18 protein-coding genes are annotated in these 21,154 nt (G+C 67.7%); 10 read left to right on the top strand and 8 right to left on the bottom strand.

Annotation, left to right across the window (positions count from 1 at the left end; genetic code table 11):
• Nucleotides 1-309 precede the first annotated feature (309 nt).
• The 7 genes from BLP83_RS12615 (at nucleotide 310) to BLP83_RS12645 (ending at nucleotide 6,438) form a co-directional block, all read left to right on the top strand.
• Nucleotides 310-1,491 (top strand): phosphoglycerate kinase, encoded by a 1,182-nt coding sequence (locus BLP83_RS12615; protein WP_091243350.1) that lies wholly within the window; start codon nucleotides 310-312, stop codon nucleotides 1,489-1,491.
• Nucleotides 1,492-1,499: 8 nt separating this feature from the next.
• On the top strand, nucleotides 1,500-2,291 hold the full coding sequence (locus BLP83_RS12620) for a sulfurtransferase (RefSeq protein WP_091243352.1): 792 nt from the start codon (nucleotides 1,500-1,502) through the stop codon (nucleotides 2,289-2,291).
• Between the two features lie 22 nt (nucleotides 2,292-2,313).
• Nucleotides 2,314-3,477, top strand: a complete 1,164-nt coding sequence (locus tag BLP83_RS12625) for a prephenate dehydrogenase (RefSeq protein WP_091243354.1) — start codon at nucleotides 2,314-2,316, stop codon at nucleotides 3,475-3,477.
• Entirely contained in the window at nucleotides 3,474-4,007 is a 534-nt protein-coding gene (locus tag BLP83_RS12630; RefSeq protein ID WP_091243357.1) for a PAN domain-containing protein, read from the top strand. The genes BLP83_RS12625 and BLP83_RS12630 overlap by 4 nt, the downstream gene beginning before the upstream one ends.
• Nucleotides 4,008-4,011: 4 nt before the next feature.
• A complete protein-coding gene (locus tag BLP83_RS12635; RefSeq protein WP_091243359.1) occupies nucleotides 4,012-4,377 on the top strand; it encodes a DUF6164 family protein in 366 nt (121 codons plus the stop codon).
• Nucleotides 4,378-4,614: 237 nt separating this feature from the next.
• Nucleotides 4,615-5,346, top strand: a complete 732-nt coding sequence (locus tag BLP83_RS12640; protein WP_176764180.1) for a helix-turn-helix transcriptional regulator — start codon at nucleotides 4,615-4,617, stop codon at nucleotides 5,344-5,346.
• A gap of 474 nt (nucleotides 5,347-5,820) precedes the next feature.
• On the top strand, nucleotides 5,821-6,438 hold the full coding sequence (locus BLP83_RS12645) for an acyl-homoserine-lactone synthase (RefSeq protein ID WP_176764181.1): 618 nt from the start codon (nucleotides 5,821-5,823) through the stop codon (nucleotides 6,436-6,438).
• A gap of 58 nt (nucleotides 6,439-6,496) precedes the next feature.
• On the opposite strand, the gene BLP83_RS12650 is transcribed toward BLP83_RS12645, so the two are convergent.
• The 3 genes from BLP83_RS12650 to BLP83_RS12660 all read right to left on the bottom strand — a co-directional run bounded on the left by BLP83_RS12650 (nucleotide 6,497) and on the right by BLP83_RS12660 (nucleotide 11,600).
• Nucleotides 6,497-7,330, bottom strand: a complete 834-nt coding sequence (locus BLP83_RS12650) for a DUF3050 domain-containing protein (protein WP_091243365.1) — start codon at nucleotides 7,328-7,330, stop codon at nucleotides 6,497-6,499.
• Nucleotides 7,331-7,601: 271 nt separating this feature from the next.
• Nucleotides 7,602-8,132, bottom strand: coding sequence for a hemerythrin domain-containing protein (locus BLP83_RS12655; RefSeq protein WP_091243367.1), 531 nt, complete (start codon nucleotides 8,130-8,132; stop codon nucleotides 7,602-7,604).
• Nucleotides 8,133-8,291: 159 nt separating this feature from the next.
• Nucleotides 8,292-11,600, bottom strand: a complete 3,309-nt coding sequence (locus tag BLP83_RS12660; protein WP_091243612.1) for an amidohydrolase family protein — start codon at nucleotides 11,598-11,600, stop codon at nucleotides 8,292-8,294.
• A 166-nt stretch (nucleotides 11,601-11,766) separates the two neighbouring features.
• Here BLP83_RS12660 and queF point away from each other — a divergent pair, with 166 nt between their 5' ends.
• Together queF and BLP83_RS12670 are read left to right on the top strand one after the other, a co-directional pair.
• On the top strand, nucleotides 11,767-12,615 hold the full coding sequence (gene queF / locus BLP83_RS12665) for an NADPH-dependent 7-cyano-7-deazaguanine reductase QueF (RefSeq protein WP_091243370.1): 849 nt from the start codon (nucleotides 11,767-11,769) through the stop codon (nucleotides 12,613-12,615).
• A gap of 204 nt (nucleotides 12,616-12,819) precedes the next feature.
• A complete protein-coding gene (locus tag BLP83_RS12670; RefSeq protein WP_091243373.1) occupies nucleotides 12,820-13,290 on the top strand; it encodes a hypothetical protein in 471 nt (156 codons plus the stop codon).
• A 480-nt stretch (nucleotides 13,291-13,770) separates the two neighbouring features.
• On the opposite strand, the gene BLP83_RS12675 is transcribed toward BLP83_RS12670, so the two are convergent.
• Nucleotides 13,771-16,308 (bottom strand): serine/threonine protein kinase, encoded by a 2,538-nt coding sequence (locus BLP83_RS12675; RefSeq protein ID WP_091243374.1) that lies wholly within the window; start codon nucleotides 16,306-16,308, stop codon nucleotides 13,771-13,773.
• A 16-nt stretch (nucleotides 16,309-16,324) separates the two neighbouring features.
• Complete coding sequence (locus tag BLP83_RS12680; RefSeq protein ID WP_176764183.1) at nucleotides 16,325-16,876, bottom strand: ECF-type sigma factor; 552 nt, start codon at nucleotides 16,874-16,876, stop codon at nucleotides 16,325-16,327.
• A gap of 169 nt (nucleotides 16,877-17,045) precedes the next feature.
• Between BLP83_RS12680 and BLP83_RS12685 the strand changes: the two genes are divergently transcribed.
• Complete coding sequence (locus tag BLP83_RS12685; RefSeq protein WP_091243378.1) at nucleotides 17,046-17,819, top strand: AMP nucleosidase; 774 nt, start codon at nucleotides 17,046-17,048, stop codon at nucleotides 17,817-17,819.
• Between the two features lie 108 nt (nucleotides 17,820-17,927).
• Here the strand turns inward: BLP83_RS12685 and grxD are convergent, their stop codons facing one another.
• From grxD to BLP83_RS12700, 3 genes are all read right to left on the bottom strand, one after another.
• Nucleotides 17,928-18,857 carry a Grx4 family monothiol glutaredoxin gene (grxD, locus tag BLP83_RS12690; protein WP_091243381.1) on the bottom strand — a complete coding sequence of 310 codons (930 nt, stop codon included), beginning with the start codon at nucleotides 18,855-18,857 and terminating at the stop codon, nucleotides 17,928-17,930.
• A 268-nt stretch (nucleotides 18,858-19,125) separates the two neighbouring features.
• Nucleotides 19,126-19,878: a class I SAM-dependent methyltransferase gene (locus BLP83_RS12695; protein ID WP_091243383.1), complete on the bottom strand. Its 753-nt coding sequence runs from the start codon at nucleotides 19,876-19,878 to the stop codon at nucleotides 19,126-19,128.
• Nucleotides 19,879-20,064: 186 nt separating this feature from the next.
• Nucleotides 20,065-21,006 carry an NUDIX hydrolase gene (locus BLP83_RS12700; protein WP_091243386.1) on the bottom strand — a complete coding sequence of 314 codons (942 nt, stop codon included), beginning with the start codon at nucleotides 21,004-21,006 and terminating at the stop codon, nucleotides 20,065-20,067.
• Nucleotides 21,007-21,154 lie beyond the last annotated feature (148 nt).

A 21,154-nucleotide genomic window follows, 5' to 3' on the forward strand; every position in this document is an offset into this window, starting at 1 on the left:
GGGGGGCGGGCTTGGATCGACTGTTGCTCTTGAGAGGATAGGCAGAAACTATCAAAGAGCCGGAAGCGATCATCCCTGGCGACGCATAGGCAAGTCTCATGCCGCGAACTCGCCGGCGGCTGAGGCTTTGAATTTCGTGATTCCCGTCGAAAGACCCTCACCGTTTGGCCGCCGGCGAATCCACGCGACCAAGCGGCCCCCGCCGCTTTTCTGTCATCTGTCGGTGCGGCTCCGGCGCTGTGATGGGCAAGGCCGGGCTGGCCCTCCGGCATAATCGCGGGCTGACCCAATGCAGGCCCGGGAGCCGCCATGTCCATCCTCCGTCTCGCTGACCTCGACCTCGCCGGCAAGCGCGTGCTGATCCGCGAAGACCTCAACGTGCCGATCAAGGACGGCCGGATCACTGCCGAGCAGCGCATCCTGGCGGCCCTGCCCACGCTGAAGCTGGCGCTGGAGAAGGGCGCGGCGGTGATGGTCACCTCGCACCTGGGGCGCCCGGTCGAGGGCGAATGGAGTGCCGACGACTCGCTGGCGCCAGTGGCGGCGCGTCTGGCCGAACATCTGGGACGGCCCGTGCCGCTGGTCCGCGATTGGGTCGACGGTGGTTTCAGCGTGGCGGCGGGTGAGATCGTCCTGCTCGAGAACTGCCGCATGAATCGCGGCGAGGGCAAGGACGATGAAGCCCTGTCGAAGAAGTACGCGGCGCTCTGCGACATCTACTGCATGGACGCCTTCGGCACCGCGCACCGCGCGCAGGCCTCGACCCACGGCGCCATCCGCTTCGCCAAGGTGGCCTGCGGCGGTCCGCTCCTGATGGCCGAACTGGATGCCCTGGCCAAGGCCCTGGAGCACCCGGCGCGGCCGCTGCTGGCCATCGTCGCCGGCTCCAAGGTCAGCACCAAGCTGGAGCTGCTCGGCAACCTGGTCGGCAAGGTCGACCAGCTCATCGTCGGTGGCGGCATCGCCAACACCTTTCTGGCCGCGCAGGGCTTGGCCGTGGGCAAGAGCCTGTGCGAGGCCGACCTGCTCGACACCGCGCGTCAGATCCTCGCCGATGCCAAGGCCCGCGGCGCGCAGATTCCACTGCCGGTGGACGTGGTGGTGGCCCCGACCTTTGCCGCCGACGCGCCGGCCACGATCAAGGACGTCGACCGCGTGGGTCCGGACGACATGATCCTCGACATCGGTCCGGCCACCGCGAAGCAGTACGCCGAGATCATCGCCAAGGCGGGCAGCGTGATCTGGAATGGCCCGGTCGGCGTGTTCGAGTTCGACGCCTTCGGCGAGGGCACGCGCGCGGTGGCCGAGGCCATCCGCGACTCGCAGGCGTTCTCGATCGCCGGCGGCGGCGACACCCTGGCCGCGGTGGAGAAGTACGGGGTCGAGTCGGGCATCAGCTACATCTCGACCGGCGGCGGCGCCTTCCTGGAATTCTGCGAGGGCAAGGAGCTGCCAGCCGTGGCGGCCCTCAGAGCCCGCGCCTCGGCGTGACTGCAGCGATGACCCCGACGGTGCTCAACATCGCCGCCTATCACTTTGCCGATGTCGCGGAGCCGGCAGCGCTGCGCGCGCAGCTGCGCGCCCGCTGCGAGGCGGCGGGGTTGAAGGGCAGCGTGCTGGTGGCGCCCGAAGGTCTGAACCTGTTCCTCGCCGGCGGCGAGGCCGCGGTGGAGTCGGTCATCGCGTTCGTTCGCACCCAGCCCGGCTTCGCCGACCTGAAGGTGAAGCGCAGCTGGAGTGCGCACGTGCCCTTTGCCCGGCTCAAGGTGAAGCTGAAGAAAGAGATCATCGCCTTCGGACATGAGGCCTGCGTGCCGCGCACGCGACGCGCGCCAGCGGTGTCTGCCGAGCAGCTGCGCGCGTGGATCGCCCGCGGCAGCGATGACTCGGGACGTCCGCTGGTGCTGGTCGATACCCGCAACCGCGAGGAGCTGGCCTACGGTCACTTCGAGAACGCGATGCTGTTGCCGATCGACAATTTCACCGATCTCACCGCCGCGCTGGAGCCGCTGAAGCCCGGGCTGGCCGACGCCACCGTGGTCAGCTACTGCACGGGCGGCATCCGCTGCGAGAAGGCGGCGCTGTGGATGCAGGACGCCGGCTTCGCGAACGTGTTCCAGCTTGACGGCGGCATCCTGGATTACTTCGAGCGGGTCGGCGGCGAGGGCTGGCAGGGCGAGTGCTTCGTCTTCGATGCGCGCGTGGCTCTGAAGCCCGACCTCACACCGCGTGTCGATGCGCCGGTGCCCGAGCCGGTCGATCCGCTGGCGGCGCGGAAGCGCGCCGCATGAGCCGCGACGCGGGCCGCGATCCATGAGGTCGACGGCGACCGTCGGCATTGTCGGCAGCGCAGGCGCCTACGGACGCTGGCTCGCGCGGTTCTTCGAGGCCGTGATGGGCTGTCGCGTGCTGGGCTGCGACCCGGCCGATCCCGCCGCCTGTTCGCTGGCCCAGCTGGTGGCGCACAGCGAAGTGCTGGTGTTCTCAGCGCCGATTGCGGAGACGCAGCGGCTGATCGATGAGGCCCGTGTCCTTGCCGGCGCGCGTGCGGCGGTGCAGCTGTGGATCGACGTGACCTCGATCAAGGCGGTGCCAGTCGCGGCGATGCTCGCATCGCCCGCCGAGGTGCTGGGGCTGCATCCCATGACCGCGCCGCCCAAGGCGCCCAGCCTGCGGGGTCGCGTGCTGATCAGCTGTGAGGCGCGCATCGACCGCTGGCGAACCTTCGTCGACGCCCTCTACGCAGGGCTGGAAGCCGAGCGCGTCGAGTGTGACCCTGCCCAGCACGATCGGGTGATGGCCCTGGTGCAGGCGCTGGTGCACGCGGGGCACCTGGCACAGGCGGGCGTATTGGCGAAGCTTGCCGCCGACATCGGCGGTCCAGCTGCACTGTTCCCGTTCCGCTCGGCCTCGTTCGAACTCGATCTTGCGATGGCCGACCGCATCCTGGCGGGGAACCCGGCGATCTACGCTGGCATCCAGTTCGACAATCCCGCCGTGCTGCCCGTGCTCGACAGCCTCGCCGCTCGCGTGACGCGACTCCGTGAGCTGGTGAAGGAGGGCGATCGCGATGCCTTCGAACGCGAGTTTGTCGAGGCGCCGCGCGCGGCCTTCGGCGCCGACGAGATTGCCCGCGGCAACCATGGTTTCGAACAGGTGGGCTACCTGCTCGCCGATCTTGCCCACGTCGGTGCACTCTGCGTGCACCTGCCAGAGGACCGTCCCGGCTCGCTTCGCGCGCTGCTCGAAGTGTTTGAACAGAGCGCGGTGAATCTCGCTTCGATTCACAGCTCGCGCACCCCGTCGGGCGAGGTCCATTTCCGGTTCTCGTTCTCCCGTCCGCCCGATCCCGACACGCTCGCGCGGCTTTGTGCGGACATCGAGCGCGATGGCATCGGTCGCGTGCTTGCGCCAGTCGCCGCTTCGGCTGCGGCGTCGTATGACAAGTCGTCAACCCTCGCGAGGAACCCGACATGAGTATTCGATACATCGCCTTTGCGGTCCTCTTGGCCGCGTCCGTTCGCGCGGCCTTTGCTCAGAGCCCGATCCCGCTGGAGGCCGGCGTCGATCGGCCCGGATCGGACATGGCCGAGATTGCGCTCGTCGATGCCGCCCCCCAGGACTGCGCCGCGCTCTGCGCAGAGCATCCCGAGTGCAAGGCCTTCACCTTCGTCGCGGCGGGGATACAGGGCGATTCCGCCGTCTGCTGGCTCAAGAACGCGGTGCCGACTCCCGTGGTCTCGGACTGCTGCACCAGCGGCGTGCGTGATGCCGGTTGGGTCTGGGGCGTCGATCGGCCGGGCAGCGACTACCGCGACTTCGATCTCGACCAGGAGGACCCCGCGCTGTGTCAGCAGGCCTGCCTGGAAGATGCGGCGTGCCAGGCGTTCACCTACGTTCGCCCCGGCCTCCAGGGCGATGCGCCTCGCTGCTGGCTGAAAGAGGCCGTGCCGGCCCCGATGACATCGGACTGTTGCGCCAGCGGCATCCTCGACAGGAGGCAGTGAAGCCATGGGCGTCAGGCTGATGGGGCTGCGGGACGTGCCCGAGGATGAGCTCGCGGGCCTGGTGTCCACGCTGCAGACGGCGGGAATCGAGCATTACCAGAGCCCGCCCGGTCTGTTCGGGCTCTCGCCCGCTGCGCTGTGGGTGAAGCACGCAAGCGATCTCTCCGAGGCCCAGCGCCTGCTCGCCGAATTTCAGACGCAACGCGCAGAAGCCGCGCGGGCGGCCTGGCGCTCGGCGCGCGAGGCGGGCGAGGTCCCGGGCTTGTGGGCTTCGATTCGTGCGCGTCCCTGGCACACGCTCGGACTGATTGTCCTCGTGCTGGGTGTGCTGTTCGCCTTGAGCCTGCCCATGTTGGGTCTGGGCCGATAGGGCGCGCGAGCGGGACCAAGTGGGAAGCTTTTGCGCCGGTGTGAACGATCCGGCCCGGGCGAAAAGCTTCCAGGCTATTGATTTGACGATAAAACGCTGGGGCTTCTCCGGGCGCGCTCAGCATCGGCCATCAAGGCGGAACGTTCATCCGCCTTTGCTATGTTGCGGTGGCGCCCCCCGCCGGATGCGCTGTGTTGATGACCCGGGGCGCGCTTCTGCGAGTAAGCAACTATGGCCATGTCACTGCGCGCCCTGCGGGCCTTATCGAACGTTGGCAGCCCCGAACAGCTCAGTCAGGAGTTGGGCCGGGTCCTTGAACGCCTCGGCGTCGACCATTGGGTCTATGCGATCAACCTGCCCCTGGTGAACGATCGCCAGAACCAGTACACCCTCGGCGACTACCCGATGGCCTGGGTCGAGCACTACCTCGCCAACGACTACCTGAAGATCGATCCGGTGGTCGCCCACTGTCATGACAACAGCACGCCCTTTCTCTGGAGCGAGGCCCAGCTGCGCGCCCGCTGTGCTGTCGACCCCCACCACCAGCTGGTCAAGCGGATGTTCGAGGAGGCCGAAGGCTATGGGCTCGGTGCGGGCGTCAGCATTCCTCTGCACGGACCGGGGGCCTGCTGGGGCCTGATGTCCTTCGCGGGTCCGCGCGAGCGCACCGCGGAGATCGAACGCCGTCTGCCCGAGTTGATGCTGGTGGCGCACTACGCTCATGAAGCGGCGCGACCTTTCGCTCGCAGCCGCGCTTGCACCAGCACGCCCGAGCTCACCCGCCGCGAGCGCGAATGCCTGCACTGGGCGGCCGAGGGCAAGACCAGCTGGGAGGTCGGGCGCCTGATCGGTGTCAGCGAGCGCACCGCGATCTATCACCTCCAGAACGCGGCGAAGAAGCTGGAGGTGAGCGGTCGCCAGGCCGCCGTGGCGCGCGCCATCTCGCTGGGACTCATCAGTCCATCCTGATCGCCCCCCGAGCCGCATGACTCCGGACGCCGGGGGAGGGTAGGCCGGAGGGAGTCCCCGGTTGCTGGGTCCAGCAACCGGGGTCTTTTTTTGTGGCAGAGCGAGAGGCGCTGCGGCTCGGCACGTGAAGTCCAAACCCTGGGGTCGGGTGAAGGCCCGCGTGTCCTCGATGGCCTCGGGCGAAGCCGGCCATGCGCGCCTGCCACGCGGCGGACACCCATTCGCGCGGGTACGCACGCCAGCGACATGCCTCGCACCTGCCGGCGAGTTTGGATGCGGTCCGATGCTTGCTGGCAGCGCCGAGCTTACCCTGCCATGTCCCAGCGCCGCGTCCGACGATTCGCTGCAAACCCAGGCAGCAAGCGCCTTCGCGCGGGCGCTGTGATGCCCATCATCCTGTCAGGTCCTACAGCTGTCGGAACCGACAGGGTGGCGCTCTGCTGGTCCTCCGCACTGTCGCGGAGGAGACCATCCATGATCGAGATCAGCATTGCGCGCGCCGGTGAAGGTGCGCTGTCGGCCGGCCTGTTGGACAGTATGTTTCGTCTGCGTGCCGAGGTATTTCACCAGCGCTTGGGTTGGGATGTGAGGGTCGAACAGGGGCGGGAGCACGACTGGTTCGATCTGGTCGGCCCGCGCTACCTCGTTGCCCACAGTCTTGGCTCCCTGCCGCGAGCCTTGGGCTGTTGCCGGCTGCTGCCCTCGCAGGGCCCCAACATGCTGCGCGACGTGTTTCCCGAACTGTTGGACGGTGCGCCCGCGCCCGCGGCACCGGATGTGTTGGAGGTCAGCCGGTTCGCGGTGGCGGAGAACTGCACGGAGGCGGGCATCGGCTTCAGTGCGGTGCCGGCCGCCATGGTGGCCGCGGTTCTGCAGGACTCGGCGGCACGCGGTGCCAGTGCGGTGGTGGGAGTCACCAGCGCGGCCTTCGAGCGGATGCTGCTGGGGCTTGGCATTGAGCTGCGCCGTCTCGGTCGGGCTCGGCGCATCGGACGGGTCGTGAGCCTGGCCTTTGAACTGCCCCTGACTGCAGGCAACCTCCAGGCCGTTTCTCCGTACGCGCTCTCCAGCGGGACCGCACGCGCGGCCTGAGGCTGTCGGCAGCCAGGGTCAGAGGGCAGCGGGCCTTGCGGCCCGCTGCCTGCCAGGCTCAGAACGCGGTCGCCAACGCAGGTGTCTTGGCCGGTGCGCTGGCACCCAGCGAACGCAGGACTTCGTAGGCGCCATCCCAGAGCTGGTGGCGCGCGCGCAGGGCGTCGCTGGCCGCGAGTCGCGCCGCCTCAAGGCCCTGCGGATTGCGCTCCAGTTCCCTGCCGATCAGTCGCGCCGCGGCAGGGCCGTGGCTGTCAGCGTCGAGCTCGATATGGCGCTCCAGGTAGTAGACGAACTGCGGCGCATCCGATGGCTTCAGCGACCAGCTGTCCAGCAGGCCTTGGAACATCGTGGGGATCACGTTCTCGCGGCCGTACAGGAAGCTCGCCATCACCTGCAGCCTGCTGCCGTTGAGCGCGGTGTCCATGGTGTGGCTGACGAACTCGCGCACGAACCAGGGGATGCTCTCGTCCGCCAGCGCCACGCTCAGCATCTCGCCGTCGCGCAGGGCGTCCATGAAGCGGTCGAAGACCCGGGTATCCGCCCCGACCTCGCGCATCGCGCCGAGGTAGAGATCCAGATGGCTGGCCGGGTGGCCATCGGCGCCAATATCGCTTTCCTCTCCCAGCACGATGTCGTTGATGAGGCGAGCCGCCTCCGGGTTGGACGGCGGCATCCACGGGATCTGCGTGCAGGTCAATTCGTTCTGCAGGCGCTTGACCAGGGACATGAAGTCCCAGACCGCGAAGATGTGGATCTCCATGAAGGCACGAAGGTGCTCGCGCTCCTTCAGGGCGGCGAATACCGGATGGGTTTCAAGCCCCGCCCGCAGTTCGCGGATGTCGGACGTCAGAACCGGATCAGGCGTAGCGTGGCTGTGGGCGGTGCTCATCGGGGACTCCTTTCACTGTGCACGGCGATAGAGGCCCTCCGCGGCGCGGAGGGTGCAGGGAACTCGATTCAGGTGGGCGCGACACGCCCGCAGGTGCTGATCAGTGGCACCCGGCAGCGCGCGATTCAGTGGCTATGCTCTCGACCGTCGCCCTGCATGGGTGCGGTAGCTGCTTGCGTGATGCACGCGGATCGTTTCTCGCCCGACCCGGCTGCGCGCTTCCCTGCGCGCAGCCGCCGTCGGCGGCAGGCTGCGGATGGATCCCGCAGCCTCAGTTCGGCTGGTACAGCGGGTACAGGCTGGCTTCTTCGCGCTGGATGCGCTGGCTGAGCAGGCCGCCGACCACGGCGTAGTCGCGTAGGAAGGCGTCGCGCGTCGCCTCGTTGAAGGCGGCGCGCTGGTACTTCTTGACGAAATCGACGACGCCGCGCGCGATCGCGTTCATCTCGCGGCGGAAGCTGCGGATCAGGGCGAGGTTCTCCTCGTCACCGATCAGCGAGTTCTCGACGTAGTTGTAGAAGCGCACGTTCTCGGCGATGACGTGGCTTTCGAGGCCGGTCTTGAACGCCACCAGCAGCGCGGGCAACTCATGGAAGCGACCGCGCTCGGCGACCTGGCCGATCTGCTGGAACAGCTCGACCAGATCGTGGTGGTCGTGCTTCAGCGTTTCGACGAGGCGCGAGTCGTAGGCGGGAACGCGGGCGGCGAGCGAACCCGCCGGTGCAGCGGCTCCACGCGCCGGCGGCGGAGCGGCGACGGCAGTGTTGTCCTGGCCCATCAAGCGCTTGACGAATTCAAACATGGCGAATCTCCCCTGTGCTTCCGCGGACGGATACGGGAGAGAACAGTAGCCCGAGGCTGGACGGCAGGGCACCTGTCAGAAATCGCAGGTTGGTGGATTTCACGCTTTCACCTGCCCGACACGCGGGTCGGCGTGTCGGGCAGGCGATTGATGCCTGTCTCAATGCGCGTGCGGCACGCCCGATTTCGGGCAGTGGCAGGGCATGGTCGGGCCGTACTCCAGGCCGAAGTTGCGGCCTTCGCGGTGGCGCTGCCAGAAGAATTCGGGCGCAGGGGCGCCACGGCCGCCGACTTCGGCCATGTCGGCGCCGAGGTCGAACAGGCGGCCGCCGACCATCACCATCGCGGTATCGGCGCTGCGGCGGATGTCCTCCAGCGGGTTCGAATTCAGCACGACCAGGTCGGCTTTCTTGCCGGCTTCCAGCGAGCCGAAATACCGACCCAGGCCGATCGACTCGGCGCCATCGATGGTCGCCGCGCGCAGGGCCTCGAAGGGGGTGAAGCCGCCCTGGGTCAGCATCCAGATCTCCCAGTGGTTGGCCAGGCCCTGCAGCTGGCCGTGGCTGCTGGTCTGGATGCGCACGCCGGCGTCGCGCAGCTGCTTGAGCGCCTTGGCGACTTCGATGTGGTAGTAATCCCAGTCCGGAGCGGTCTCGCGGCGGATCGCGCGCGCATCCAGGGTCTCGCGCGGGAAATAGCGGTTGAGCCGCGGCTCTTCCCAGACGTTGTCGCGGGCGTACCACCAGTACTCACCGGAAAGGCCGCCGTAGCTGACGATCAGGGTCGGCGTGTTGCGCACCTTGGTGCCCGCCCACAGCTGCACCACGTCGCGGTACAGCGGCGCGATCGGCAGGTTGTGCTCCACGGTGCTGGCGCCGTCGAGGATCATCGTCAGGTTGTGGAAGAAGGTCGAGCCGCCCTCTTCGACCACCCGCATGCCCAGTTCGCGCGCGGCCTGGTTCACTTGCTGGCGCTGGTCACGACGCGGCTGGTTGTAGCTCTTCACGCTGAACGCGCCGTGCGCCTGCATGCGGCGCAGGTGCGAGCGGGCATCATCGAGGCCGTTGATCACCGCTTTGAAATCGCCGTCGGCGCCGTAGAGGATCGTGCCGGTCGAGAACACGCGCGGGCCGACCATCTCGCCGGCCTGCACCAGCTCCTTCTGGCTGAACACGAACTCGGTGGTGGCCGAGGGGTCATGCAGGGCGGTGACGCCGAAGGCGAGGTTGGCGTAGTAGGCCCAGTTCTGCTGCGGCACCACCCCCTGGCCGAAATGCGCGGCATGTGCATGCGCATCGACGATGCCGGGCAGGATCGTCTTGCCGCGCGCATCGATCACGTTCGCACCGGCCGGCACCTGCACGCTGGCGCTGGGGCCGACGGCCAGGATCTCGTCACCGCGCACCACGAGCGTGCCGTCCTCGATGACCTCCTCGCGGTTCTGCGCGTCGCGCATGGTGATGATGCGTGCGCCAGTGAACGCGATGACGTGGTCGGGGGCGTAGACCGGCAGTTCCAGGCCAACCTCGATGCCGCGGGCGTCCTCTGGTTTGGGCAGGTCTTTGGGCGCGCCCGGCAGGAAGGCGAAGGCGTCCTTGAGCTCGCGCGTGAAGTAGCGCTTGCCGACCATCCAGTGCAGGGCCTGCTCGCTGCCGCTGCCCGACCAATGGAAGTAGCTGCCGACGTCCTGGCTGACCTTGGCCACCGGGATCGCCTTGGTGTCCTTGCTGAGTTCGATGCTGCCGCCGGTCTGCGGCATCGGCGCGATGTAGGCGTTGAACAGTTCGGTGAACGCCACGAAGCGGCCGTCCGGCGAGAGCGCGATCTCGTTGACGTACTTCAGGTTGAACACCTCGCGCGGCTCTTCACCGTTCAAGCCGACCGACATCAGCTTCTTCGAGAGGCCGCCGCCGGTCATGTAGTAGATGCGGCTGCCGTCGGCCGAGAACTGCGGGTTGTAGCCCTCGCGCGCGACGCGCACCGGCTCGCCGCCCGCGGCCGGCACCCAGAAGATGCCGCGCTCCTGCGCCCACAGGCTGCCGGTCAGGCCCGAGCCTGCGCTGCGCGCATAGACCACCTTGCTGGCATCCGGCGAGAAGCGCGGGTGGTAGTAGAAGCCCGGCCGCATCGTCAGGCTGCGGCGCTCGCCGCTGCTGAGATCCAGCACCAGCAACTCGCCCAGGTTGGCGTCGGTCCAGGTGGTGTAGAGCAGCTGGCGGCCGTCGGCGCTGTAGCTCGGCTCGTACTCGTAGACCGCGTCCTCGCGGCCCAGACGCTGCGGTGCGCCGCTTGGCAGGGTCTTGCGATACAGCTTGCCGACCGCGTGGAAAACCATCTCGCCGCGGTCCGGACGGGTCGCCACGTCGCGGATCATGTCCGGCGCGAAGCGACCTTCGGGCAGGGTGATCTGCGGATCCAGCGCTTCGATGACGGTCTGCCGCACCTCGGCGCGGAAGGGAATGCGCTCGGCCGAGCCGTCGGCGGCGCTGACCTTCCACAGCCCGCCCTGGGCCCAGATCACGATGGCGCTGCCGTCCGGCGTCCAGTCGAAGCCGGGGTAGGGGCCGAAGATCGACCAGGCTTCCTGCTGGTCGCGCGACAGGCCGTCCCACAGCGGGCGCTCCTCGCCGCTCAGCGAATCGAACACGTGCAGCACGGATTTGTCGCGGATGCGCTTGACGTAGGCGATGCCGCGGCCATCCGGTGCGGGCTCGGGCCGCACCGCGCCACCGGGGCCGCCAATCAGGTTGCTGACCTCGCCGGTCTCGCGATCCAGTCGGCGAATCGCGTAGATGCCCGCATGCGGATTCTTGTTGTACTGGAAGAACGGCCCCTGGGTGACGTCTTCGCTGAAGTACACGTAGCGGCCGTCGGGGCTGATCGCCGGTTCACCCTGGTCCTGCTGGTCGTTCTTCTGCTTGGTCAGCTGCAGGCCGCTGCCGCCGGTGCGATGCCACATCCACAGCTCGCCCGCGCCCAGCGAGCGCTGGCCGGTGAAGTGCTTGCGCGCGATCAGGTAGTCGCCGTCCGGCGTCCACACCGCGTTGTTGGTCAGGCGGAAGTCTTCCTTGGTGACTTGGGTCGGTTCGCCGCCCGCCACCGGCATGCGCCAGATGTTGTTGCCGCCGCCACGGTCGGAGGTGAAGCTCACCTCGCGGCCGTCCGGCGAGAAGCGCGGCTGCACATCGAAGGCCGGGCCCGACGTCAGGCGTTTGGCGTCACCGCCCTCGATCGGCAGCAGATACAGGTCGCCGAGCAGATCGAACACCAGCTGGCGGCCGTCGGGGCTGACGTCGACGCTCATCCAGGTGCCTTCCTCGGTGGTGAAACGGATCTCCTGGGTCGGCCCGCGCAGTTGGCTGATGTCCCATTTCGAGTCATCGGGCTTGGGCTTGGCGTACAGGCTGGGGCTGGCGGAGGCGGCGGCGAGGCTCAGGGCCAGGCTGCCGATCAGGGTCAGGCTGCGCATCGGGTCGTCCTTTGCTGCTACGAGTGCAGGGGTGCTGCGACCGTCCCCCGGTCGCAGCGGATGCCGCATCGCGGCGGCGATCGGCAGGTCGTGAAGAATGCTCTTCACGCCCTGCGCAGGCATGGGCCGGAAGTCGCCGCGGAAGGCGGCCGCTAGAATCCGCGCCATGACTACGCACAGCTCTGGCGACTTCCACAGCGCCGCTCACGCTTCGACCCTGGGCAAGACGGTCGAATATGCCGACCATTACGACGCCTCGCGTCTGTTCCCGATCCCGCGCGCCGCCAAGCGCAGTGAGCTCGGCATCGAAGCGCCGCCGCCGTTCGCGGGCGTCGACATCTGGAACGCCTGGGAGCTGTCCTGGCTGGATCCGCGCGGCAAGCCGAAGGTGGCGATCGCCGAAATCCGGGTGCCGGCGGACTCGCCCTGCATCATCGAATCCAAGAGCTTCAAGCTGTACCTGAACGGCTTCAACCAGGAGCGCATCGACGGTCGCGACGAAGTGCAAGCGCGCATCGAGGCCGACCTCTCACAGGCTGCCGGCGCGCCGGTGCGCGTGAAACTCAAGACGCTCGACGAGGCGGCGGCCGAGCCCATGGCCGAGCCCGCCGGTTTCTGCATCGATGAGATCGAAACCGACATCGATGTCTACGGCCCGCCGCGACCGGAACTGCTGAGTGCCGGCGACGACGTGGTCGACGAGCTGCTGGTCTCGCGGCTGCTGAAATCCAACTGCCCGGTCACCGGCCAGCCCGACTGGGCGAGCGTGCAGATCGGCTACCGCGGCCCGCGCATCGACCGCGAAGGTCTGCTGCGCTACCTCGTCTCCTTCCGCCGCCACGACGATTTCCACGAACAGTGCGTGGAGCGGATCTTCGTGGACCTGATGCGCCGGTGCGCGCCCGAGCGCCTCACTGTGCAGGCCCGCTACACCCGCCGCGGCGGCCTCGACATCAACCCCTGGCGCAGCACCCTGCCGGGCGAGCCGGGGAATGTTCGGGGGGCACGGCAGTAGCCGGTGAATTGTTTGCTCCGCCCCCTGGCGCGTCGCCGTGATCGATTCGCGCTCTCGATTGCGAATGGGAACACGTATGCTGAGTCGGCCATTCGCCCGGCGGGGTAGGTGCCCGTCCGACGCGCGTCGTTCTCCACGACAAAGCGCAGCCCGGAATGCGCTGCTTCGTGTCCCAACAACCAAATGCCCACGCGAAACCCATCCATGCGCGATGCAAGTTCCGTCTTCTGCGCCCTCCTGGTCGCCGCTCTCGGCTACGGATCCAATGTCGAGGCGGAGGAGTTCTGCGAGCTCGGCATGAAGTCCTGTGCCGCAGGCTCGTACCAGCACGTCGCTGCGGGCGATCCCTGCGATTCCAGCGAGGGCCTGGTCTTCGGGACCTGTCGCGGGAGCGCTGAACCGCCAGATGTGGCCGAGTTGGTGTGCTATCCCGTTTACCCGAGATCGATGGACTGCCAAGTCTGGCCGCAGGGGCCGAATTTCACCTACACCTTCGTGACGCAAGGCAGCGTGCTCCCCTCGATAAGCGGCAGCACGCCCTTTCCGTTCCAGTCGTATTCCTGCCCCAGCCCCGGCTCCAGCGGTGTCATGCACATCACCGTGACTTCACCGTTCGGTGTCTCCTCCAATGCGTCGATTCCGGTGGCCTGCACCGTGGATGCGTGGATCCAGTAGGTGCTGGGTGACCGGCCTACGTGCGCGATCGCGGGTACAGGCACGTCATCGCGGGCTGGGGCAACGCAGAGGAATTCAGCGTTGCCCCGCGCCACGGAGGGCGCACCCGCGGGTCGAGCACGCGATGCTTGATCCAGCGCAAGCGAGTCCGGACACGTGCCGGACTCGCGACCAGGGATCAAGGTCAGGTGGGACTGGACAAGTGACGCCCTAGGGGGCCTGTCTTGATCAGGTCGCGCGGCGTTTCGGGCTGATCAAGGACGGAGCAATACGGCGCGGCGCTTTCGAGAGCGTTTCACCGCTGATCAAGCGCATCGACCAGTCCCTCGAGAACGACCACGCCCGGTGCGAGCCGGTCCTCTGCACCGCAGGGGGCGACGAGGCAAGCGCGTAAGCGATTGGTGTGTCGTGAGGCGGTGCGGGCCTGCACCGGACCGCCGACTTGAAGAACTCCCCGGAAGGGAGGTTCTCAACACGCCGCTAGATGCCGGGTGTCTGCTGCAGGCGCTCCAGGCGCTGTTGAAGTTGCGCGCAACGCGGATCGATTGAGGCGTGCCCGGGGCGGCAGCCCAGGGCGGACGATTCCAGCAGCTCCCGCAGGGTGGCGGCTCTCGCCCTGCGGTTGGCGCTGCTAGCCACGGCGACTTCCCAGGCTGCTTCTTCCGGTCCGGAGAGCAGTGCCACGGCCTCTTCGCCACGGCCCTGCCGCGCCAGCACCCTCGCCAGCAGGGTTCTGAAGTGGAGTGCGAACGCGGACTGCGGCCCCATCCGCTCCGACTGGGTCCGTTCTGCGGCTTCCAATACCTGTCGCGCCTCCGCCAAGGATTCGGCGCTGCCAATCTGCAGCAGGGCGAGTCCCAGATTCAACTGCAGCCGAAGGTAGGTGTCGTCCGTCGGGCCGCGGATGTCCCGCAATCGCCTTGAGGCTTCTCTCATCGCCATGGCTGTCCCGGCGTGGTCTCCGAGCTGCGCTAGCGCTTCGCCCGCCCGTGCATGCACGAACGCGACCTGTGGGCTGGGGTCCCCGAAGAGCAGCTTCATCGAAGCGATCAGCTCATCACGTTCGGTTTCGATCACGCTGGAACTTGAATCGCGCGCCAGCAGGGGAAGACGATCCATGCGGGTCTCCAGCACCCAGGCGTGCGCCTCGGGGAGCGACTTCCTCTGCCACTCCAACATCGCGCCGAGCGCATCGAGCGCCTCCGAGCGGCGCCCCATGCGCAGAAGCGTCTGGGCATGTTGCCGGCGCAGCTCGTTGGCCAGATGGTTCTGCGGGTCGTCGGCCTCGGGATGGGAGAGTCCAGCCAGGGAGGCCTCGAACGCTTCTTGGTATCGAGTGCGTCCAAGCAAGATGCGCGAGGTGGCCAGATTCAGCGCCATGTCCGCAGGCGCGCCCGTGGCGAGATAGTCCGAGATCAGCGCTTCCGCTTCGTCCAGTCTGCGTTCGCGCGCCGCGGCGATCGCGGCCACGAGACGCAGCTTGTTGGCTTGCTCTGGACGCGCGACTCCGCTGAGGGCGTCAAGCCCTCGACGAGCCAGTTCGAGAGCCTCGGTATTGCGGATATATTCGAGCTCGATGCTGCTGATCGAAAGCGCCAGATCGGCGAAAGTCGAAGGATCAGAGGTTTCGAGTGGCGCAATGCGTTGTGCGGCCGCAGTCATGATCTCCCGCGCGCCCACGAACTCCATCGAGCGACGCGCCGGGTCGGCCTGCAGGATCGACTGCTGCAGGATGTCCGAAACCAGAGTCGCGCGATTGCGCTCGGCAACAGCGGTTTCGCGTTGCCGCTCCGCCTCGTTCAGGCTTGCGCGCAGCGAGATCGCCCATCCGGCGAGGAGCGCGAGCGCCATGATCGAAGCGGCGAGACCTCCGCGATGCCGCTTGCCAAAAAGGTGCGCGCGGTAGAGGGCGCCCGAGGGGCGCGCCAGCACCGGAAAGCCATCCAGAAGCCGGCGCAGGTCCGCGGCCAGCGCATCGGCGCTGCCGTAGCGGTCCGCGGGCGACTTGCGCAGACATTTGTGGACGATGGCTTCGAGGTCGCGATTGATCTGGCTGCGGAACTCCGGCGAGACCGCGGCACTCAGCGGGTCCGGTTCGACGAACAGCAACTGCCGCTCGATGGCCGTCGGCCCCATGCCTTCAAACCTCAATGGGTCACGCCCGCTCAACAGGCGATACATCAGCGCGCCGAGCGCATAGACATCCGTCGCCACCGTGACTTCGCCGCGGCTCCAGTACTCCGGTGCCGCGATGCCCGGCGTCATGAAACGATCCGAGGTTGCGGTGGCCTGGGTGGATTCAGCCTCATCCATCAGCTTGGCAATGCCGAAGTCGAGGAGCTTCACCCGCCCGCCGTCGGTCACCAGCACGTTGGAGGCCTTGATGTCGCGATGCACGATCAGGCGCTCATGCGCATGACTGACCGCCGCCAGCAGCTCCAACAAGAGCTCCAGCAGGGCCCGCAGGGAGGGTTTGCTTGCGGTCAGCCAGGCGTCGATAGGCTGGCCCTTGACCGCCTCCATCACGACCAGCGGGCGCCCGTCTGCAAGAGTGTCGGCATCGATGAAACGGCACACGCCAGGATGATCGAGGCGCGCCAGGCTGCGCTGCTCGCTGAGGAAGCGCTCTTTCGCCGCGCCCGAGCGCAATCGCTCGGCGATCAGCTTGAGTGCGACGGCGGGGGCATCGACCAGGCCCTCGCGACGCCCGAGATAGACCACCCCCATTCCACCCTCGCCGAGCTTGCCCTCGATCCGATAAGCGCCCAATCGGCTCGGCAGATCGGTGGGCGGGCCGCTCTGCAGCGACTGGCGCAAGGCGGAGTGCAGATCTGACGTGCGCTCATGCTGCATCTCGCCAATCGCATCGGTATCGAGCATGCCCTGAAGCTGCGCCGCAAGCTGCGGGTCCTCTCGATGCAGCGATTCAAGCAACGCGCCTCTCGCCTGAGCGCCGAGATCCAGGGCTGCGTTGAACAGTTCGTACAGTCGGCGATCCCGACCCGGGTCGTGGCTCATGGGACGGAATGCGAGATCAGAGATTCTCAGCCAGCCAAGCGCGCGCAAATCGCCACTGGCGACCGACAGTGGCCGTCGAGCTGCCCAAAGCCTCGGCGATCTCGTCGGTCTGGAAGCCAGCGAATACCTTGAGCACCACCACCTGCGCGCAGGCCGGCTCGATCTCCGCGAGTCGGTTCAAGACCGCGTCGAGCCCCACCGCGGCCTGTGGATCCTCGCCGGGCGCCTGAGGTTCGGCCTCGATGACATCCATGGCCGTATGGGCCACGTCGCCGCCGCGCTTCTGGCTGGAGCGTCCGCGCAGATGGTCGATCAGCGTATTGCGGATCAGGACGCTTGCGATCGCCAGGAACTGTGAACGGTCCACCCACTCGCGCCCATGGTCGATCTGCAGGCGCTCATAGGCGGAATGCAGAAGGTCGGTCGGCTGCAAGGTCACAGACGGCCCCCGGCCCAGCTGTCGACGCGCCATGTCCTTGAGCAGCGGATACAGCGCCGAAAGGAGCGAATCGCGCGCGCTCTGTTCGCCAGCGCTCCATCGCCTCAGCAGCTGTGTGATGTCGGACATGGGCATCGCCTGGGGGCTGGGAGACTCGAACCTTCACTGTACGTGCGGGGACGGAGCCATCCAAGCGGCGATCCGGGCAGTGGGCCTCGCGTACACTTCGCGGTGCGCGTGTTGCCCGATGTGATCTGCCGGCGTGGCGTCGCCGGAACCCGCTGTCCCGGACCCTCCCATGAAGAGCAAGAACGAAATCGTTTCCAACTGGCTGCCGCGTTACACCGGCGTGGCGCTCGAGAACTTCGGTCAGCACGTGCTGCTGACCAACTTCGGTGGCTACCTCGATGTGTTCGCCAAGCTGACCGGAGCCGAAATCGTCGGTCGCGACCGGCCAATGCCGAGCGCCACGCATGACGGCATCACCATGATCAACTTCGGCATGGGCAGCGCCAATGCCGCGACGGTGATGGACCTGCTCTCGGCCTATGGGCCCAAGGCGGTGCTGTTCCTTGGCAAGTGTGGGGGGCTCAAGAGGAAGAACCAGCTCGGTGATCTGGTGCTGCCGATCGCGGCGATTCGCGGCGAGGGCACATCCAACGATTACCTGCCCCCCGAGGTGCCGGCGCTGCCCGCGTTCGCCCTGCAGCGCGCGGTGTCGACCATGATCCGCGATCTGGAGCACGACTACTGGACGGGCACGGTCTACACCACCAACCGCCGCGTCTGGGAGCACGACGAGGAATTCAAGGCCTATCTGCGCAAGCTGCGCTGCATGGCGATCGACATGGAGACGGCCACGGTGTTTGCCGCGGGCTTCGCCAATTCGATCCCCTCGGGCGCCCTGCTGCTGGTGTCCGACCAGCCGATGATCCCTGAAGGGGTGAAGACCGAGGCTTCGGACAAGGTGGTCAGCGCCAACTTCGTCGAAAGCCATATCCAGGTCGGCATCGAGGCCTTGAAGCTGGTGCGTCGCCACGGCAAGTCGGTCAAGCACCTGCGCTTCGACTGAAAATGCGCTTGCCCGCGCTTGCCCGCGCTGTCCGGCGACTCGGCCGTGCGCTCGCGCCGCTCTCGTTCGGGAGCGGCGCCGGGTGCCCAGGCGAAAGCCTAAACGCGCTCAGTAGCGCGGCACGCTCGGGTCGATCTGCTGCGACCAAGCCTCAATGCCGCCTTCGACATTGAACAGCTTGCGGAAGCCCTGGCCACGGAAGTGCTCGGCGGCGCGCGCGCTGGACACGCCGTGGTGGCAAAGGAAGGCCAGTTCGGTGTCCTTGGGCAGGGCCTCCAGTTCAGCGACGGTGCTCTCGTCCAGCACCCGGTGCGGGTGCGGGAAGGGCGCGTAGCCGCGATCGCTGGCCGGGCGCACGTCGATCACGGTGATGTCGCCGGCGGCGACTCGCGCGGCCAGGGTCTGCACGCTCATCGCCTGCACCGGCGCGGGTGCATTCGGATTGCGGATGCTCAATCCGGCGCCGCGCACATCCTCGACCCAATCGATCTCGAGGCCCTTGGCGCGCTGCGCCGAGGCCAGGTCGAAGTGCACGCGGATGCCTTCGGACTCGGACACGATCTCGCCGCCGGCCGCGGGCTTCAGCTGGAACTGCGCGTTGAAGCGCGGATCGATGGCCATGTGCAGTTCAAGCCCGGCGCCGCTGTCGGCCATGGCCGAGCGGATCGCTTCGGCGGCCTTGGGCGTGATGGTGATCGCGGGCGGCGTGCGGTCGGGCGGGGCGACGCCAAACAGGCCGTGCAGCTCGCCGGAATTCAGCATGCCCTCGATGATGTCGCTGCCGCCGACCAGCTCGCCATCGACATACAGCTGCGGAATCGTCGGCCAGCTGCCGAAGACCTTGATGCCCTCGCGGATCTCGCCATCCTCCAGCACGTCGACCGTGTGGAAGCTCTCGATCACTGCCTGCAGGGCCCCGACGGCCTTGGCCGAGAAGCCGCAGCGTGGCGCCTGGGCGTTGCCCTTCATGAACAGCACCACGCGGTGCTCGGACAGCAAGTTTTCGATGCGGGAGCGCAGGGCGGGGTCGAGGGACATGGACGGTTTCCAGGCGGACGTATTGAAGGATGAAAGTGTAGCGGCTGCCGGCTGAGGGCAGGGTGAGGGGGCGACCCGATGCCCGGGGCACGCGTCAATACGTGCCGGGCCTTGGCAAGCGCCAGCCGCTGGCGCCTGGACAAAGGGTCAGACGCGCGCCGGGCAGGGACCGAACGCGGGAAACCACGGGTTGGGGGCCGCCCACCGCTTGCGGCGCTAGCGGGGAACCCGCTGCAGTCCGCGTTTGCCGATCGCGAATCCCGACGCATCAGACCCAGGCTGCGACCATCACCCGCTTGCGGTGCACCAGCTGCTCGTAGCCATCGGCGGGCACCGGCAGCACCTCGACCCGCGAGAAGCCGATGCGCCGCAGAATCCACACCAGCGCTTCGGTGCTGGGCACCAGACAGATGCCGGTGGTGCTGGCCTCCGGGCCGTGGGTCTCTTCGGTCTCGTCGATGATGCCGAAGCTGCCCTTCAACGGACGCACGAAGCGATAGCTGCCGTAGTCCACCCAGCCGGTCAGGCCGGGCACCACCTGGGTCTCGATCACGCAGACATTCTTCGTCAGCGCGCGCGCCACGCGCAGCGCACCTACGGGGTTTTCCAGGTGGTAGATCAGGCCAAAGCAGAGCACCAGGTCGTGCACGCCGAGGGCCGCGGTATCGAGCGCATGCACGTCGCTCTGGACCACGTTGATCTGCGGCAGGCCCAGGGCATCGCGGATCAGCCGCGAATCGGCGACGTGCTCGTCGCGGGCATCCACGCTCAGCACCTTGCTGAACCCGGCCTGCGCCAGCTGCACCGAGAACCAGCCCTGGTGGCAGGCCAAGTCCACGGAGGTCAGCTGCGAGCGGTCGCCGGCGAACTCCTGCGCGATCAGCGCATCCAGCATCTGCGAGCGGGTGTGATGGATCGCATCCAGCGCACCGCCGTCATAGGTCGGCGTCATCGCTCCCGAGGGCAGCTTGAAGGGATAGAACCAGGTCTTGGCCAGCGCGCGCGATTCGAGTTCGGACATGGAAGGGGTATCCGCGAAAGGGCACGTAGTTTAGTGGACGGCAGCCGCGAGCGAGATCCGCGCATGGGGTTGACGCCGGCTGAGCATGGGCTGGACGCTCGCCTCGGTCCTGCGGCAGGTGCCCTCCTTCGGTCCGTGACGCTCATCTCCCGCTGTGGAAGCGCGACGCGGGAACCTCGGCCCGTCCTACCGCCCCCACCAGGCGCCCGGAAAATAAACGCCCGGCGCCGGGCGCTCGCGGAACACCTCGTGGCGGAAGCGGAACAGTTCGGCCGGGCGGCCGCCGGTGCCGTGGTCCAGTCGACCCGTACCCTCGACCAGGCCGGCCGCTTCGATCAGCCGGCGGAAGTTCTGCTTGTGCACGCGCGCGCCCGCCAGCGCCTCGACCACGCGCTGCAGCTGGCCCAGGGTGAACTCCGGCGGCAGCAGCTCGAACACGACCGGGCGGTATTTCAGCTTGCCGCGCAGGCGGCCCAAGGCGGTTGCGAGGATGCGCCGGTGGTCTGCCGCCATCGCACGGCCCGAGCCGGGGGCGGATTTGCCTTCGCCGCGGTCGCGCAAGGCCTCGCCGACGGCGCCGGCTTCCCACAGCAGTTCGTAGCGCTCCAGCGTGCGCTCGGGATCCCAGGGCGCGTCATCGAAGCCGAACACGAGATCGGCGCGCTCGCGCCGGCGCCTTTCGCGCCCCGCCCAGGCGTAGAGATGGGGCTTCAGGTCGCGGTCGATCAGCGCGGGGCGTCCGCTGCGCCAGTCTTCCCAAGGCAGGTAGGCGTACCAATTGGACCACTGCGCGGTGAGTTCGCGCGGCAGCGGCTGCTCGCGTACGAGGGCAAGGTAGGCAGTCGACACCACGCGCGCGCCGAGCTCGCGCTCGCGCGGGTCGCGCTCGCGGTCGCCGTAGGTGTAGAGCTGCTCGACATAGCCCAGCGGAAACCCGGTCTGCTGCTCGACCCAGTCGCGCAGGCCGCGTTCGATGGTCAGGTGCCTGGCCACGTCCAGCGGGCCGGAGGGCAGAGCCTCTTCGCCACCGGCCTCGCGCACGGTCAGCACGCGTGGCGTTTCGTCCGTGACCGCGATGATCACGGCCTCGAGGCTGAGCAGGAGCAGGGTCGGAGCGGCGGCCGGCATGGGCGCGGAGTATAGCGGCGGGCCGCCTGTGCTCTCTCCGACAACGCCAGCTCACCTCGATCAACGGTCTTGAGTCATCGTCCTCCTGTCCTTCGCGCGCACCTTCTTCCGTACCCGAGGATGGCGGCTTCCAACCGCTTGCCCTGCC

Source organism: Aquimonas voraii (assembly GCF_900101825.1).
GTDB lineage: Bacteria > Pseudomonadota > Gammaproteobacteria > Xanthomonadales > Xanthomonadaceae > Aquimonas > Aquimonas voraii.

What these genes read in the sequence shown, in the direction of transcription:
- BLP83_RS12615 (WP_091243350.1), top strand. Translation starts at nt 310, where the DNA reads ATGTCCATCCTCCGTCTCGCTGACCTCGACCTCGCCGGCAAGCGCGTG.
- BLP83_RS12620 (WP_091243352.1), top strand. Translation starts at nt 1,500, where the DNA reads ATGACCCCGACGGTGCTCAACATCGCCGCCTATCACTTTGCCGATGTC.
- BLP83_RS12625 (WP_091243354.1), top strand. Translation starts at nt 2,314, where the DNA reads ATGAGGTCGACGGCGACCGTCGGCATTGTCGGCAGCGCAGGCGCCTAC.
- BLP83_RS12630 (WP_091243357.1), top strand. Translation starts at nt 3,474, where the DNA reads ATGAGTATTCGATACATCGCCTTTGCGGTCCTCTTGGCCGCGTCCGTT.
- BLP83_RS12635 (WP_091243359.1), top strand. Translation starts at nt 4,012, where the DNA reads ATGGGCGTCAGGCTGATGGGGCTGCGGGACGTGCCCGAGGATGAGCTC.
- BLP83_RS12640 (WP_176764180.1), top strand. Translation starts at nt 4,615, where the DNA reads ATGTCACTGCGCGCCCTGCGGGCCTTATCGAACGTTGGCAGCCCCGAA.
- BLP83_RS12645 (WP_176764181.1), top strand. Translation starts at nt 5,821, where the DNA reads ATGATCGAGATCAGCATTGCGCGCGCCGGTGAAGGTGCGCTGTCGGCC.
- BLP83_RS12650 (WP_091243365.1), bottom strand. Translation starts at nt 7,330, where the DNA reads ATGAGCACCGCCCACAGCCACGCTACGCCTGATCCGGTTCTGACGTCC.
- BLP83_RS12655 (WP_091243367.1), bottom strand. Translation starts at nt 8,132, where the DNA reads ATGTTTGAATTCGTCAAGCGCTTGATGGGCCAGGACAACACTGCCGTC.
- BLP83_RS12660 (WP_091243612.1), bottom strand. Translation starts at nt 11,600, where the DNA reads ATGCGCAGCCTGACCCTGATCGGCAGCCTGGCCCTGAGCCTCGCCGCC.
- queF (WP_091243370.1), top strand. Translation starts at nt 11,767, where the DNA reads ATGACTACGCACAGCTCTGGCGACTTCCACAGCGCCGCTCACGCTTCG.
- BLP83_RS12670 (WP_091243373.1), top strand. Translation starts at nt 12,820, where the DNA reads ATGCGCGATGCAAGTTCCGTCTTCTGCGCCCTCCTGGTCGCCGCTCTC.
- BLP83_RS12675 (WP_091243374.1), bottom strand. Translation starts at nt 16,308, where the DNA reads ATGAGCCACGACCCGGGTCGGGATCGCCGACTGTACGAACTGTTCAAC.
- BLP83_RS12680 (WP_176764183.1), bottom strand. Translation starts at nt 16,876, where the DNA reads ATGTCCGACATCACACAGCTGCTGAGGCGATGGAGCGCTGGCGAACAG.
- BLP83_RS12685 (WP_091243378.1), top strand. Translation starts at nt 17,046, where the DNA reads ATGAAGAGCAAGAACGAAATCGTTTCCAACTGGCTGCCGCGTTACACC.
- grxD (WP_091243381.1), bottom strand. Translation starts at nt 18,857, where the DNA reads ATGTCCCTCGACCCCGCCCTGCGCTCCCGCATCGAAAACTTGCTGTCC.
- BLP83_RS12695 (WP_091243383.1), bottom strand. Translation starts at nt 19,878, where the DNA reads ATGTCCGAACTCGAATCGCGCGCGCTGGCCAAGACCTGGTTCTATCCC.
- BLP83_RS12700 (WP_091243386.1), bottom strand. Translation starts at nt 21,006, where the DNA reads ATGCCGGCCGCCGCTCCGACCCTGCTCCTGCTCAGCCTCGAGGCCGTG.